The organism is Chryseobacterium sp. (genome assembly GCF_008831505.1).
Classification (GTDB): domain Bacteria; phylum Bacteroidota; class Bacteroidia; order Flavobacteriales; family Weeksellaceae; genus Marnyiella.
Window position 1 is genome coordinate 2,655,440 of sequence record NZ_CP044507.1, and the last position, 14,965, is coordinate 2,670,404.

At 44.4% G+C, this 14,965-nt stretch carries 15 protein-coding genes; 4 read left to right on the plus strand and 11 right to left on the minus strand.

Annotated features, from left to right (window positions below; genetic code table 11):
* Positions 1 to 20: 20 nt before the first annotated feature.
* The 4 genes from lepA to F7R58_RS12485 form a co-directional block, all read right to left on the minus strand.
* Positions 21 to 1,817, minus strand: coding sequence for a translation elongation factor 4 (lepA, locus tag F7R58_RS12470; RefSeq protein ID WP_158065255.1), 1,797 nt, complete (start codon positions 1,815 to 1,817; stop codon positions 21 to 23).
* 200 nt (positions 1,818 to 2,017) lie between these two features.
* Positions 2,018 to 2,632, minus strand: a complete 615-nt coding sequence (locus tag F7R58_RS12475) for a hypothetical protein (RefSeq protein ID WP_158065257.1) — start codon at positions 2,630 to 2,632, stop codon at positions 2,018 to 2,020.
* A gap of 16 nt (positions 2,633 to 2,648) precedes the next feature.
* Positions 2,649 to 3,203 (minus strand): hypothetical protein, encoded by a 555-nt coding sequence (locus F7R58_RS12480; RefSeq protein WP_158065259.1) that lies wholly within the window; start codon positions 3,201 to 3,203, stop codon positions 2,649 to 2,651.
* A 10-nt stretch (positions 3,204 to 3,213) separates the two neighbouring features.
* Complete coding sequence (locus F7R58_RS12485; protein ID WP_158065261.1) at positions 3,214 to 3,765, minus strand: RNA polymerase sigma factor; 552 nt, start codon at positions 3,763 to 3,765, stop codon at positions 3,214 to 3,216.
* Between the two features lie 93 nt (positions 3,766 to 3,858).
* Between F7R58_RS12485 and F7R58_RS12490 the strand changes: the two genes are divergently transcribed.
* The 4 genes from F7R58_RS12490 to F7R58_RS12505 all read left to right on the plus strand — a co-directional run bounded on the left by F7R58_RS12490 (position 3,859) and on the right by F7R58_RS12505 (position 8,239).
* Positions 3,859 to 4,608, plus strand: coding sequence for a Rossmann-like and DUF2520 domain-containing protein (locus F7R58_RS12490; protein WP_158065262.1), 750 nt, complete (start codon positions 3,859 to 3,861; stop codon positions 4,606 to 4,608).
* A complete protein-coding gene (locus F7R58_RS12495) occupies positions 4,598 to 5,116 on the plus strand; it encodes a KdsC family phosphatase (RefSeq protein ID WP_158065264.1) in 519 nt (172 codons plus the stop codon). Before F7R58_RS12490 ends, F7R58_RS12495 begins: the two co-directional genes overlap by 11 nt.
* A 1-nt stretch (position 5,117) precedes the next feature.
* Complete coding sequence (locus tag F7R58_RS12500; protein WP_158065266.1) at positions 5,118 to 5,681, plus strand: Maf family protein; 564 nt, start codon at positions 5,118 to 5,120, stop codon at positions 5,679 to 5,681.
* Between the two features lie 92 nt (positions 5,682 to 5,773).
* Positions 5,774 to 8,239, plus strand: a complete 2,466-nt coding sequence (locus tag F7R58_RS12505) for a tetratricopeptide repeat protein (RefSeq protein WP_158065268.1) — start codon at positions 5,774 to 5,776, stop codon at positions 8,237 to 8,239.
* 48 nt (positions 8,240 to 8,287) lie between these two features.
* Here F7R58_RS12505 and tsaB read toward each other — a convergent pair whose 3' ends face one another.
* From tsaB to rpiB, 7 genes are read right to left on the minus strand one after another with little or no spacing between them, the layout of a single operon-like run.
* Positions 8,288 to 8,965 (minus strand): tRNA (adenosine(37)-N6)-threonylcarbamoyltransferase complex dimerization subunit type 1 TsaB, encoded by a 678-nt coding sequence (gene tsaB / locus F7R58_RS12510; protein WP_158065269.1) that lies wholly within the window; start codon positions 8,963 to 8,965, stop codon positions 8,288 to 8,290.
* A 14-nt stretch (positions 8,966 to 8,979) separates the two neighbouring features.
* On the minus strand, positions 8,980 to 9,732 hold the full coding sequence (locus F7R58_RS12515) for an SDR family NAD(P)-dependent oxidoreductase (RefSeq protein ID WP_158065271.1): 753 nt from the start codon (positions 9,730 to 9,732) through the stop codon (positions 8,980 to 8,982).
* A gap of 9 nt (positions 9,733 to 9,741) precedes the next feature.
* Positions 9,742 to 10,113 carry a YraN family protein gene (locus F7R58_RS12520; protein WP_158065273.1) on the minus strand — a complete coding sequence of 124 codons (372 nt, stop codon included), beginning with the start codon at positions 10,111 to 10,113 and terminating at the stop codon, positions 9,742 to 9,744.
* A 5-nt stretch (positions 10,114 to 10,118) separates the two neighbouring features.
* Entirely contained in the window at positions 10,119 to 11,054 is a 936-nt protein-coding gene (locus F7R58_RS12525; RefSeq protein ID WP_158065275.1) for an LD-carboxypeptidase, read from the minus strand.
* A complete protein-coding gene (locus tag F7R58_RS12530) occupies positions 11,051 to 11,734 on the minus strand; it encodes a LysE family translocator (protein ID WP_158065277.1) in 684 nt (227 codons plus the stop codon). The genes F7R58_RS12525 and F7R58_RS12530 overlap by 4 nt, the downstream gene beginning before the upstream one ends.
* A gap of 28 nt (positions 11,735 to 11,762) precedes the next feature.
* Positions 11,763 to 13,913: a ribonuclease R gene (gene rnr / locus F7R58_RS12535; protein ID WP_158065278.1), complete on the minus strand. Its 2,151-nt coding sequence runs from the start codon at positions 13,911 to 13,913 to the stop codon at positions 11,763 to 11,765.
* Positions 13,914 to 13,943: 30 nt separating this feature from the next.
* On the minus strand, positions 13,944 to 14,375 hold the full coding sequence (gene rpiB / locus F7R58_RS12540; RefSeq protein WP_158065280.1) for a ribose 5-phosphate isomerase B: 432 nt from the start codon (positions 14,373 to 14,375) through the stop codon (positions 13,944 to 13,946).
* Positions 14,376 to 14,965 lie beyond the last annotated feature (590 nt).

The following is a 14,965-nucleotide window of genomic DNA, read 5'->3' on the forward strand; positions in this document are numbered from 1 at the left end:
GAAAAAGCGCCCAAATCATTTTAATCATTCAGTTTCAGTACTGCCATGAATGCGGACTGAGGTACCTCTACCCTACCGATCTGCTTCATCTTTTTCTTACCTTCTTTCTGCTTTTCAAGAAGTTTACGCTTACGGGAAATATCTCCGCCATAACATTTTGCGGTAACGTCCTTTCTCAGGGCCTTGATGGTTTCCCGGGCAATAACTTTGGCACCCAGCGCCGCCTGAACGGCAATATCGAACTGCTGTCTCGGGATAAGTTCTCGGAGTTTTTCACACATCCTTTTCCCTATATAGAAAGCGTTACTGTCATGAATCAGGGACGAAAGTGCATCCACCATATCGCCGTTAATCAGGATATCCATTTTCACCAGCTTGGAGGCACGGAAACCGATTGGGTGATAGTCAAAGGAGGCATAGCCTTTTGAAATGGATTTCAGCCTGTCGTAGAAATCGAACACCACTTCGGCCAGCGGCATATTGAAGGTAAGCTCCACCCGGTCAGCTGTCAGGTAGCTTTGATTTACGATTTCGCCACGCTTTTCGATACAAAGCGTCATTACGGGCCCCACAAAGTCTGATTTGGTAATGATTGACGCCTTGATATAGGGCTCTTCTACCCTGTCCATGGTCATAGGGTCCATCATTTCGGAGGGGTTATTGATGAGGATCATCTTTTCCGGATCCTTCTTGGTATAACCATGGTAGGAAACGTTTGGCACGGTAGTGATGACGTCCATATTGAACTCGCGGTCCAGCCTTTCCTGTACAATTTCCATGTGCAGCATGCCAAGGAATCCGCACCGGAAACCGAAGCCAAGTGCCGCCGAACTTTCGGGTTCGAAAACCAGGGAAGCATCGTTGAGACGAAGTTTTTCCAGTGAAAACCTGAGTTCCTCAAAATCCTCGGCTTCAATCGGATAGATACCCGCAAATACCATTGGTTTTACCTCTTCAAAACCTTCTATGGCAGCTTCAGCACCATTCTCAAATGAAGTGATCGTATCGCCTACTTTCACTTCGCGGGCGTCCTTGATTCCGGAAATGATGTAACCCACATCACCGGTCTTTATTTCAGTTTTGGGTGCCTGTTTCAGTTTCAGTGTACCCACCTCATCAGCCTCATACATCTTGCCGGTAGCCATAAACTTAATGCGCTGACCTTTTTTAATGCTGCCGTTCACCACTTTGAAGTAGGCTTCAATACCGCGGAAAGGATTGTACACGGAGTCGAATACAAGAGCCTGGAGTGGCGCGTTTTCGTCGCCTACCGGCGCCGGCACTCTCTTTACGATCTGCTCCAGCAGTTCGCGTACACCTTCCCCGGTTTTACCGGAGACACGCAGTACATCTTCATATTCACAGCTTATAAGTTCCATTATCTCGTCGGTGACCTCTTCCGGATTTGCTGAAGGCAAGTCAATTTTGTTCAGAATCGGGATAATGGTCAGATCGTTTTCAAGCGCCAGGTAAAGGTTACTGATGGTTTGAGCCTGAACACTTTGCGCCGCATCAACGATAAGCAGTGCACCTTCGCAAGCAGCTATTGAACGCGACACTTCGTAGGAAAAATCTACGTGGCCGGGTGTGTCTATGAGATTCAGCACATATTTTTCGCCGTCCAGCTCATAATCCATCTGAATGGCGTGGGACTTTATGGTAATTCCGCGCTCCTTCTCAAGATCCATATCGTCCAGGGTCTGGGACTGCAGTTCTCTTTGGGTTACGGTATTGGTATACTCCAGAAGCCTGTCGGCCAGAGTGGATTTACCGTGGTCTATATGTGCAATGATGCAAAAATTGCGTATGTTTTTCATTTAATGTCGTAAGTATTTGCAAAAATAGGGAATTCTGACCGATTTTTTTTCAGAAAAATGAGCACATCCTCAACAAATTGAAGTTGTATCATCAGCCGATGGAAGCCTTCAGCAGGTTAAAAAATTGTATATTAACTAAAATAAAACGACCTTCACAAAATACATTGCAAAGGTCGTCCAAACATTAAAAAAATAAACTATTATGGTCGTCTGCTCTGGGTTCTGAACCCGTTGTTGTTACTATTTCTGGGAGCCGCATTTCCTGGTGTCGGGTGCAGAGTTCTGCCGCGTTCCTGAGGTCTCGCCGACCCGCCCCGGGGTGACGCTCTATTCTGGTTATCGTTTTTTCTTTCCAATATCTTATTCCGCATCATCCCTTCGTTCTGAAACATTTCTAGAATCTGTTGGGGCTTCAGTATTTTCTGGAACTTTTCCGAATACTTACGGCGGTTGTTCATAAGCTGCTCGCCAAGTTCAAAACTTTTATCAAGTTCCTGCTTCGCATCGCGGTCGTTCAAACCTTCAAAATTCCGGCTGGCCTTAAATCTTTCTTTTATCTGTTTCTGACTTTCCTGGTACTCACTGTACAGAGCACGGAATTCATTTTTCTTATCCGCAGGAATGTCCAGTTCTTCCATCATCATATTTTCCCTGAACTGCTGTAGCAGTTCCTGCTTCTCTTCCGGCTTCATCTTGCTTATCAGCTCTTTCCGCTGCTCCGGCTTAAGGTTCCGCCAGTCTTTAATTTCCTGGCCGTGCACCGTCCCAATCAGGAAGATGGCCACAAGCGTTAAGATACTATTCACTTTTTTCATTTCTCCCGGATAGATATTAGTTATATAAATCAAGATACACATCCTGCTCTGCATTCATGGACAAAGCCGCAATATCTTCCGCACTGAATTCATCAAGAATCATATCCATTCTTGCATCTGCTCCGACCCCTGTTGCCATAATCGCCTTTGAAGGCTTCATTACAGTCTTTGTTTCGGGTTGTCTGTTTGTTTGATACTCATTTTCAGCTAAGGTTAAATCTTCCGCAAGGACAGTGTAATTATCTGCTGCTGCATGAATTTCCTTAGACTCCACAGATGCCGGCGCTGCGGCGGCAGACATGTTTTGCTCCTGAACCTCCGGATTGCTGGCCACTGCTTTTTCTGAGTCACCTCCGGCATTATAAACAAATGTACCGCCCAGAATGACCGCCACAGCTGCCGCAGCGGCATACCATGCTCTGTTGCGCGATTTTCCTGCAGCGGGCAGTACCTGCACCTTTTCCTTTTCCCGAACCGCGTTCAGAACATTACTCTGCATCTCACTGAAGAAATCAGGTGGTGTGGAATAAATATTCTCACGGGTTAGTTTTTCAATATCTAAATCTTTCATTTGTGGTAAATTACGTTTCGTAATTTGTTTTTATAAATTCTTCAATTTTCTGTTTGGCATAATGATAATTGGTTTTTAGTGTGCCTACGGACATGTCCACAATCTGTGAAATTTCTTCATAAGGCAAATCATCATAATACCTCATCATAAATACCAGCTTCTGCTTTTCGGGTAATGTATGAATCGCTTTCTGGAGGAGGATCTGTATCTCATCTCCGCCTGCACCTACATTATCGGCCACAAGGTTCATCAGGTGGTAATCCGGGTCTTCATCAGACTTCTGCATCTTCTTCATCCTGTTTAACTGTTGGAGCGCTTCGTTGGTGGCGATGCGGTACAGCCAGGTATACAGTTGGCTATCCTGCTTAAACTGATGAAAATTCTGATAAACCTTTATGAAGGTATCTTGAAGCACATCCTGAGCCAAATCATGATCCACAATCATACGGCGTATATGCCAGTACAGACGGCTTTGATAGGTATCCATGAGTTTACGAAGACCTTTTTCCTGGTTTCGTTCCTCCTTCATCATCGCAATAATTTCTGCGTCTATAGGCTTCATGGGGTACTTCGGGGTTTGGATGGTAAATATAATTAAAAGTTAAATTAATGTGTCAATTTTTAGTCCAAACGCCTAAAGGCTTATATTTGTTAAATGAACATTGTAATCATAGGCAGCGGCAATGTAGCATACCATCTTGCAGGTATGTTCACTGAATGCCGGATTCCAGTCCGTCAGGTTTTCGGAAGAAATAAGTCGGCTCTGGCAGAAATCAGCACTAACTACAACATTCCGGTTTCCACCACTGAACTTGAGGACGCTGATCTGTATCTGATCGCTGTAAGTGACCATGCAGTGGGAGAAGTTTCAAAAATAATCCGGAAAAGTAACTGTATCGTAGCTCATACCTCGGGCTCTCTGCCTCTGGAAGTTTTACACGGAAATTACCGGAAGGCGGCCTTTTACCCTCTGCAGACCTTCAGCAAAGCAAAACGTCCGGATTTCAGCTCAATTCCTTTTTTTATTGAAACTGAAAATGCGGCAGATGAAAGGCTGCTGGCTGAACTTGCCGGGAAGATTTCCCAAAATGTGATGTCCAGCACCTTTGAAAAAAGAAAGTATGTGCATCTTACGGCTGTCTTTGCCTGTAATTTTGTAAATCATCTGTTTAGCCGGGGAAAGGAAATCGCGGATAGTCAGGATATTCCCTTTGACTATTTTAAACCACTTATTGAAGAAACCGTAGAGAAGATTTCCTTTATGGAACCCCGCGCGGCACAGACCGGTCCCGCGGTACGCAATGACACACGTGTCCTTAAACTCCATGAAGAACTTCTGGAAGGCACTCCGCTGGAACTTTACAGAATCATGAATAAATCAATTAAAGAAATGTATGAGTTATAAAGAAAACCTGAAGCATATCAGGGCTTTTGTGTTTGATGTTGATGGAGTTTTCACAGACGGTTCGGTATACCTGATGCCGGGCGGACATATGTGCCGCGTGATGAGCGTGCTGGACGGCTATGCAGTGGTGAAGGCCAGAAAGGCGAATTATCTTATTGGTGTAATCACAGGCGGAAATGATCCTGATGTAAAGCACCGGATTCACTACCTTGGGATACAGGATTATTACGCCAAATCTCCTGACAAAACTGTAGATTATGAACATTTTAAAACAAAATACTCACTTTCCGATGACGAAATACTGGTAATGGGCGATGATATTCCTGATATAAGGATTTTGGAACCGGCCAGGATTTCCGCCTGTCCTAAAAATGCAGTTCCTGAAGTAAAAGAGATTTGCCATTACATTTCTCCGGTAGAAGGAGGGAAGGGAGCAGTACGTGATGTCATAGAGCAGGTGATGAAAGTGCAGGGCAAGTGGACCGAGGACGATACACAAAGCGTTTAGAATGAAGAAAAAGATATTGCTGGCATCCGGTTCAGCCAGAAGGAAGGAACTGATGACACAGCTGGGTTATGAATTCGAGGTGGTAACTGCGGACTGCGACGAATTATATCCTGAAGATTTACCAGCTGATCAGGTAGCGCCCTTCCTCTCGGAACTTAAAGCAAAAAGTTTTGCCGCCGTTGGTGCAGACGAGATACTGATCACTGCCGATACCGTGGTGGTACTGGACAGACAGGTGCTGGGCAAACCGCGAAGCAGGGAAGAGGCCCTCGTGATGTTGCAAAGCCTTTCGGGAAAAATGCATCAGGTTTATACGGCCATCACCGTACGCAGCGGAAAAACATCGATTACTGAGGTTGATGTGGCAAATGTATTTTTTGATACAATTACCGAAGAGGAAGCTACCATGTATGTAGACCGCTATCAACCGATGGATAAAGCCGGCAGCTACGGAATCCAGGAATGGGTGGGAATGGCGAAGATTTCAAGGATTGAAGGCAGTTTTTACACCATTATGGGACTGCCCACCCACCTTCTTCACAAGACACTTCAGAAATTAATGTAAAAATTTACGAATGATAAATATTCGCTAATTTTACAGACATATGACGGTGCATCCTAACAATAAAATGCACGTTATCAAGTTATAATACTGCAATGAGAAAGACTGTTTCCTATATTTTTCTGGCCTCGGTGCTCCTGGCCTGCGCTGCCAAGAAACCCGAAAAGCGTTCACGCTTCCTTTCAGGTTTCAGGACAGAATACAATACACTGTTTAATGCAAAGGACGCACTGAATACAGAGTTTACCGAGCGCAGCAACGCCCATAAGGACAACTTCTATGCACCTTATATCAATATCCTCACTTATGAGGAACAGCCTGTAGGCAGCGACATCGGACAGTCTGCTGCATTTGCGGAGTCCAGTGCAGGACGCAAACCGGGATCCGCGCTGCCCGCCAACGCTGCCGGGGAAGCTAAGGGGGCAACCATACTTGAAATAGCTGAAGCTAAGGCACTTAAAACCATAGATAAATATTCGGTAATACGGGACGGTCAGGAGAAAAATGATAAAATATTTGATGCCTACATCACACTTGCTCAGGCACGGATCTATATGGGTAAAAATCTTCAGGCGCTGGACGCGCTCAGCACCCTGATGGTCAAGATGAGGGAAGATAAACGTTTACCCCTGGCTAAAATCTATCAGGGGCTTGCCTATGCAAAGATGGATGATCATTTTAAAGCGCACGAGATTTTTGCCGGCCTGAAGAATTCTGATTTAAAGAAGGATTACCGGAAACTCTTAAGCATTTATTATGCAGAATCACTTTTGGAAGCCGGAAAAAAAGAGGCTGCCGTGGCAGAACTGTCAAGCGCATTTGAAGTGAACAGCAACCGCAAACTGAAAAGCCGGATTGCCTATCTGCGTGGGCAGGTCCTGGCCGAACTGGGCAAATCGGCTCTGGCCCGGGAAAGCTTTGAGTCTGCCTACAAATATGCCAATGACTTTGAATTTGAAGTAAAATCCCAGGTAGAAATCGCCAAGACCTATAACAGTAAGGATGATTACAGCGGTGCCCGAAAATATCTGGAAGGAATAAGTAAGAAAGGTACCTACGCTTCCCGAAAGAACGAGTTTTACTATGCCTTGGGACTCATGGCTGCCAATGCCGGTAAGAAGGCTGAGGCACAGGATTATTTCCGTAAGTCACTGGCTGAGAAGGTTTCCGATCCGCAGATTCGGGGCCTCAGTTATTACGAAATAGGTCGCGGATACCTGAATGACAACGAATATATTGCAGCAGGAGCGTATTATGATTCGGCGGTTAGCGTTATGACCTATGAACCCACCAGGGTCTTGCTTCAGGAGCAGACCAACAACATCAAAAAACTTGCACGAAACTATTATCTGGTGCGTAAGAACGACAGTATGCTTGCACTTGCAGCAATGAACGATGCAGACCGCATCACCTATTTCAGCAAATATATTGATGACCTGAAGGCGAAAGAAGATGCTATGGAACGTGAAAGGGTTCGTGCGGAAAGGACAAAGGGTTTTGATACCGGCGATTATTCTTCAAATTCGGTATTTGCCTCCGGAAACGGTTCATTTGAGAATTTTGGCGCGGCAGGAAAGGGGTTTTACTTCGCAAATACCGGTGCTGTTTCCAGAGGATCTTCTGAATTTAAAAATATATGGGGTACCCGCAGTCTGGCCGATAACTGGCGTTATTCTGCTAAAATGTCGTCACTGGAAGATGAAAAAAATGAAGCACTGGGCCTTACATCAGTGGCAGATCCCCGCCGTTTTGAAACGTCTTTCTACATTGAAAAGATCCCAAGGGACCAGGCTTCACTTACAAAGCTGAAATTTGCCCGTGACACGGCTTCTCTGGGAATGGGAATCATGTACGACGACTATTTTTCCAATACCCCCTTGGCTACGAAAACACTGTATGATCTTGTTGATAAAAAGCCGGAAGAAAAGATAATGCTGCAGGCACTTTACGAGATATTCTCAATGAATTATGAGGATAATCCTGCTGCTTCCGAAAGGGCGAAGCAGATCCTGCTCACCGATTATCCATACACTTCGTACGCAGAATTTGCGCGAAATCCACGGAACAGCAATTTCCTGAAATCCAATCCGGAGGCCGAAAATGCCTACCAGACGTCCTTTGCGCTTTATCAGGGTGAACAGTTTGATGCCAGCCGGCAACTGGTGGAGGAGTCACTGGCCCGGTTTCCAAAGGATGCACTTGTACCTAAGTTTTCGCTGCTGAATGCAATGATTGCAGGAAAAACAAGCGGTAAAGAGGTCATGATCCTTCAACTGGAACAGATTGCCCTCAACTATGAGAATTCAGCGGAAGGGGAGAAAGCAAGGGAAATGCTGAAATGGCTGAAAAGCGACCTGAAGATGCAGATGACAGACGAAAAAGGTAACGTTCTAAAAGCCGGAAACAATGTACCGGCAACACCCAAAGCCGCGGTTCCCACTCAGGAGGAAGTACAGAAAAACCATCTGTTGGAACAGAAACAGCTGCAAATGGAAATGGGAAATGAGGTTATGAGTACTGAGGCACAGCAAAAGAAACAAAATGTACCGGTCAGAAAATAATAACTAAAAGCGAAGGTTCAATTTCGCTTTTAGTTATTTAATGAATTTCTAATTTACACCTTTCCTTTTCACACCCTGGAAATCCTTAAGATATAAGGGTTCAAAGTAGGCCACATCTTCAAATTCGCCGGCATTAAACTTCCTTACCGATTCATCTGTCAGGTATTGGGCTGAAGGGTAAACGGAATCATTGAACTCGGCATTAGGAAGATTTAATATATCTTTGGCCTTGGCAGCACCATCGCCTACAATAAGGATTTTTTTATCAGACAGGTTATTCAAAGTAAACTCATCGAGCACAAGTGCGGAGGTGGGTTGCTCCTCTTTCCCGCTCTGACCGTCATAGATGGCTGTATAAACCTCCATACGCCTTGCATCGACCATTGGAATGATCAGATCATAATCAGTGCCTAAAAAGGGCTTAATCATCGTTTCCAGGGAATTTACGGCAATAAGCGGAATCTGCAGGCCGAAACAGAAACCTTTCGCAGCAGAGGCACCTATCCTGAGGCCAGTGTATGAACCCGGTCCCATACCCAGGGAAACAGCGTCCAGATCCCTAAGTGTAATATTTGCACCTTCCAATGCCCATTCCACAAAAGTGTGCAGACTTTCTGACTGTTTGTAGTTGTCCGACCGTTCTTCGCAAAGGCAAAGCAGCTCCTTACCGTCCGAGACGGCTACAGAACAGTTTTTGGACGAGGTTTCCAGGTGGAGGATTTTCATGATTAATTGGATATTTACAGATTCTTAAAAACGGTACGCGGCTCACTTTGGGCGCTGGGATAGATAGTCAGGTCGGAGACAGCCACGTGCGCAGGAGTGCTGATGCAGTACAGGATTGCATCTGCAATATCTCCGGGTTCAAGTGCTTTGTAACCCTGGTAAACAGCAGCGGCCCTTTCCTCATCACCTTTGAAGCGCACTTTTGAGAAATCAGTTTCTACCAGACCCGGCTGGATATTGGTCACTTTTATACCGAATCCGGTGAGTTCCAGACGCATGCCGTCTGAAATTACGTCAACCGCTTTTTTTGAGGCACAATATACCACCCCGTTTGCATAGGTCTGCCGGGCAGCAACAGAGGAAATATTTACGATATGTCCGGATTTCTGCTGCTGCATGGCTGGGATAATCTGTTGGGATACATAGAGCAGCCCTTTTACATTTCCGTCCAGCATCGCATCCCAATCGTCCGCATTTCCTTCAGCAAGCGTGTCAAGTCCATGTGCGTTGCCTGCGTTATTGATCAGAATATCAATATTTTTCCAGAGATCCGGCAAATTTTTCACTGCACTTTCAACTTCAGTTCTGTTACGCTGATCGAAGCAAAGAGTATGAACATCCGTATAATGTGAAAGTTCTGATTTAACAGTTTGAAGCGCCTCCGTCCGGCGGCCGCACAATATCAGTCGAAAATTGTTTTTTGCAAGTAGGGTAGCAGTAGCTTTGCCAATTCCGGAAGTTGCACCGGTAATAAATGCTGTTTTCATAAAATCATCCTAATTAGCGTCCATCGCTTCGAACGCGCTTTCTATGTGGGTAATTTGCAGTTTGCCGGAAGGGTCCGGCAGTACTGAGATGATGTCAAAACGAACTTCTTCGTCCAGGTTATTTTTTTTCATATACTCATCTGCCGCCGTTACGATCAGCCGGATTTTTTTGCGGTTCACGGCTTCATGAGGCTCCAGGAATACATCATTGGCCCGTGCTTTTACCTCAACCATGATAATCTGACCGTTGTAGTATGCAATAATATCAATCTCAGCTTTCTGATAGCGGAAATTGGAATCTTTGATCTGATACCCTTTATCCTGAAGGTAACTTTTTGCAAGCTCCTCTGCCAGTTTTCCGAAGTCATTATGATCTGCCATCGTATCTAATTATTCATTTTCACGCTCACCTCATCTCCGGCGCTCATATAGACATGTGCACCGATGATCAGAGGGCGGTTGTCAAAAATATGACCATTGGGAAACCCGAAAATGGCGGGGAAATCATATTTTTTTATTCTGTGAGCGATGACTTGAAAGGAAAAATCATCAAAACTGTCCTCATAATTCGGGTTTTCGGTTTCATCCTCCATCAGAGTCATTCCACCAATAATAAGACCTTTAATCTGGCTGAAAACGCCTGCTAGTTCCAGAGCCATAAGCATTCGGTCCAAAGCGTAGTATTTTTCGCCAATTTCCTCAATGAAAAGAATTTTATCCTCGAAGTTGAAGGAGTAGGTTGTACCCATCAGCGCATATATGAGCGCCAAGTTTCCACCTACTAGCAATCCTTCCGCCGTACCGGGTCGGTTATAGGGATTAACATCAATATCGTAATCGGGGATTTTACCCTTCAAAATATCAAAGGTCAAGGAATAGCCGGATTCAGAAACACCAAAACCCGAAGTCTTGATGGTTTGGGCATGTATGGAGGCAAATCCGTGCTGCAGAAGGTAGCTTTGGATCACTGTATTATCCGAGTAGCCAATATACCACCTGGGTTTTTGGAGGAATTTCGTCAGGTCAATATGCTGCAGTAAATGTTGGCATCCGTAGCCGCCGCGCGAAGTCCAGACAGCCGAGATGTCTTCGCTGTTCAGGGCCCAGTTTATATCTTCAGCTCTCTGCTGTTCAGTACCGGCAAAATTATAGCCATGCCTGTAATCTGTATAAAGATGTTTACCGGGAACGGCTTCATAACCGTTGGCTTCAATTAAAGCCAGTCCTTTTTTCAGTTGCTCTTCAGTCACCGTTCCTGCGGGAGAGATAACCGCAATGCGGTCACCCGGCTTCAGGGAAGGTGGGAATAAAATATTACTCATAGTTTAAGGCTTTTCTGTTCCTTCCTTTCCGCTTCTTCAAGTTGCTTATCAAACTGATTGAACATCTTGAAACTCTGCAGAAAGATAAATATACTGAAACCTATGAGGATAAAACCTACACCACGGCGTATCTGGTTGGCTAGCCGCTGTGTCAGTTTGTTGTGGAACTGTTTGGCCAGCGTAATCTTAAGAAAATCTATGGCCAGGTAGGTGCCGATCACCAATGTCATGTAAAGCAGAAAATCGTCCAGGTCCGGATAGGCATTTCGTACGGATATAACCGTTACCAGCCAGAACAGTACAACACCGATATTCAGAATATTGAAAAAGAAACCGTTCAGGAAGGTTCTGAAATAATTCTGACTGATCATTTTCTCTTCGCCTGTAAGATGCATTTTGGTTCTGGAAACAATCATATAAACCGCATATATGAGGATTATAAACGCTGTAATCCGGTAAAATCCCGGGTGTTTGTCAATGATTTCTACCAAATCACCACTCGCAAAATAAGCTGCGACAATACAGATTACATCAGCCACCAGGACACCCAGATCCAGTGCAAGTGCATGGCGCGGCCCCCTTGAAAAACTGGTTTCAATAAGAAGGAAAAATATAGGTCCGATAAATACCAGACTCAGCATTATTCCCAGTCCTACTGCTGACAATATAAGTTCTACCATTCTAATTAAAAGTTTGGTAACAGCAGTTTTAATCTACAATTTTAAAATCAAGCTGTTTAGCTATAAGATTGGCTTTCATCACCTTAATTTTCACTTTATCTCCCAGCTGGAACTGCTTTCCGTGCCTTGAGCCTCGTACCGCGTGAGTACTGGCATCAAAAGAATAACTGTCATCGGTAAGATCACGAAGTTTTATCAGACCTTCGGCACCGTTCTCCGGAATCTGTACCCAGAAACCGAATTCTGCTACACCGGAGATCACACCTTCGAAAGTTTCTCCAAGGTGCTTTTCCATGAATTTCACCTGCATGAATTTTATGCTGTCGCGCTCGGCGTCTGCGGCCAGACGTTCCATAGCGGAACAGTGCTTGGCTTTTTCCTCCACATCATTGCGGTTGGGAGATTTTCCGCCATCCAGATAATGCTGAAGGAGTCGGTGTGCAATGAGGTCGGGATAACGCCTGATAGGCGAGGTAAAGTGCGAATAATACTCAAATCCCAGTCCATAATGGCCAATAGGATTGGTGGAATAGACCGCTTTACTCATGGACCTCATAGCCAGGGTCTCAATCATATTCTCTTCCGGCTTCCCTTTCACTTTCTGCAAAAGTGTGTTCATGCTTTCCGTAACCTTTTTGGTGTTTGCCAGATCCATTTTATAGCCGAAGGTAGATACAAAATCACGCAGTGCCTCCAGTTTGGTGGGATTAGGATCGTCGTGGATACGGTAGATAAATGTATTGTTTGTGGGTGTACCCTTTCTGTTCAGTGAAACAAATTCCGAAACTTTACGGTTGGCCAGCAACATAAATTCTTCAATGAGATGGTTGGAATCCTTGCTTATCTTGAAATAAACACCTACCGGCTCGTTGTTTTCATCTAGGTTGAAGCGGACTTCACTTCGGTCAAATGTAATCGCTCCATCGCGTATTCTTTTAGCCCTCAGTATTTTAGCAAGGCGGTCAAAGGTCAGAATTTCCTCTGCAAGCTCTCCCTGTCCGGTTTCAATTCTTTCCTGGGCTTCCTCGTAGGTGAATCTTCTGTCGGAGTGGGTTACGGTACGTCCGAACCATTCTTTCCGGATTTCTGCCTGATCATCCATTTCAAATACAGCAGAGAAAGTATACTTATCTTCGTTAGGTCTCAATGAACAGACGCCATTACTCAATACTTCCGGTAACATTGGAACAACGCGGTCTACCAGATAGATAGAGGTGGCTCTGCTGTACGCTTCATCATCCAGGCGGGTACCGGGACGTACATAATGCGATACATCGGCAATATGCACTCCAATTTCCCAGTTACCATTCTCCAGTTTCCGGATAGAAAGTGCATCGTCAAAATCCTTGGCATCCTTTGGGTCTATAGTTAAGGTGAGGATATTTCTCATATCCCACCGTTTTGCGACCTCCTCATCCCTGATCTCACGGTCTATGGCATCTGCTTCCAGTTCAACCTCTTCGGGAAATTCATATGGAAGACCGTATTCGGCGAGTATAGAGTGTATCTCTGTTTCATGCTCGCCGGGTGCGCCCAATACTTGGGTTATTTCGCCTTCAGGGTTCTTGTCACCGGGGCGCCAGCCAATCATCTTCACCACAACTTTATCGCCATGCTTGGCACCGTTGAATTTGTCTTTCCTAACAAAGATATCGGTGTTGAAATTCTTCTTGTCGGATACAACAAAACCAAATTCCTTATGAGGGATGTATTCAAAGGTTCCTACAAAATCGGTACGTTTGCGGTGCGTGACCTCTACCACAGAACCTTCCATCTTTTTACCCTTATACTGGTAGGTTACAATAACCACAGTATCCCCCTGCAGAGCATCTTTAACATTTTTGGAGTGAATAAAAACGTCATCGTCCAGCTCTTCCACATTCACATAGGCATTTCCGCTCTGGTTGAAATCTATAATTCCGGTAAGTGTACCTTCGATCCGGAGGTTAATGATGTATTTTCCTTTGGAGACTTCTTCAATCCGCTGGTCGGCCAGAAGTTTATGCAATGCCTGCACAACGAGTTCCCGCTGACGCGGATTCTTAAAATCAATACCGTCCGCAATCTGCTTATAATTGTAAATTTTTGAAGACTGCTTATTCATAAACTGCAGAATGGTCCTACCAATTTCCTGAAGTTTTTGATTATTTTTTGAGGAAATGTATTTACGTTTTGCCATAGTTTGTGTGTGTGAAGAGGTTATACAAGATTAGCAGCAGGCTATTTTCGCCACTCTGCCTTCATGTCTGCCTCCCTCAAACTCCGTGCTAAGAAATTTCTCAATGATGTCAATGGCAAGTTCAACAGCAATAAAACGGGCAGGTATGGCAATCATATTGGCATTATTATGTTTTCGGGCCAGTTCAGCCAGTTCCGGCATCCAGCATAGGGCACACCGGATGTCTTTATGCTTGTTCGCAGACATCTGTACACCGTTTCCACTGCCACAAATCAGTATTCCCAAGATGTTAACACCGCTTTCCACGGAGTCCGCTGCCGGGTGCACGAAGTCCGGATAATCAACAGACTCAGTAGAATCTGTCCCGAAATCCTGTATATCACAACGGTCAGCAAAGTGCTTTTTAATTATCTCTTTATATTCAAATCCTGCGTGGTCACACGCTATAGCTATTTTCTTCATGTCTTTTTATATAATGTGCAATGACTACAAATTTAGGATTAATAATATAAATACCCGCCGGTACCGCATAAAATACCGGAGACTACCGAGCATTGGCGCCACTTTAACGGTTGAAATGCAGAAATCAGGGTATGGTGTGAACACTTTGGGAAAAGCTGTTGATAACTCCTCAGAAAAAAGGCTTTGCAGCTTCACTTAATTTGTTAATGGAAATTATATTTTGAAAACAGACCAAAAACTATTTTGAAGTTTACCTGCACTCAATAGCAATTTGCCAATACCGGAACTATTAATAAAGATGAATTCATGAAACTGCTAACATTTGCGGATAACTTACTTAACATTCTGTCTGCAAGCAGAATAATATTGTGATTAATCTGTGATTAAAGGAACGTTTCTGTGTGGCCAAATAATACGTGTTTTTTTCTCCCCAATTCCCCCAACTACAACAACAGTACTCATATTATTTTTTTTTAAACAGAATATATTGTAGATAAAATGAGACTTTGGGGATTGGGGAATTTTAAATCTTTTTTAATTTTCCATCCTCCGAATTAATGTTAAATTTGTGAAACTCAAAACAGGGTGAT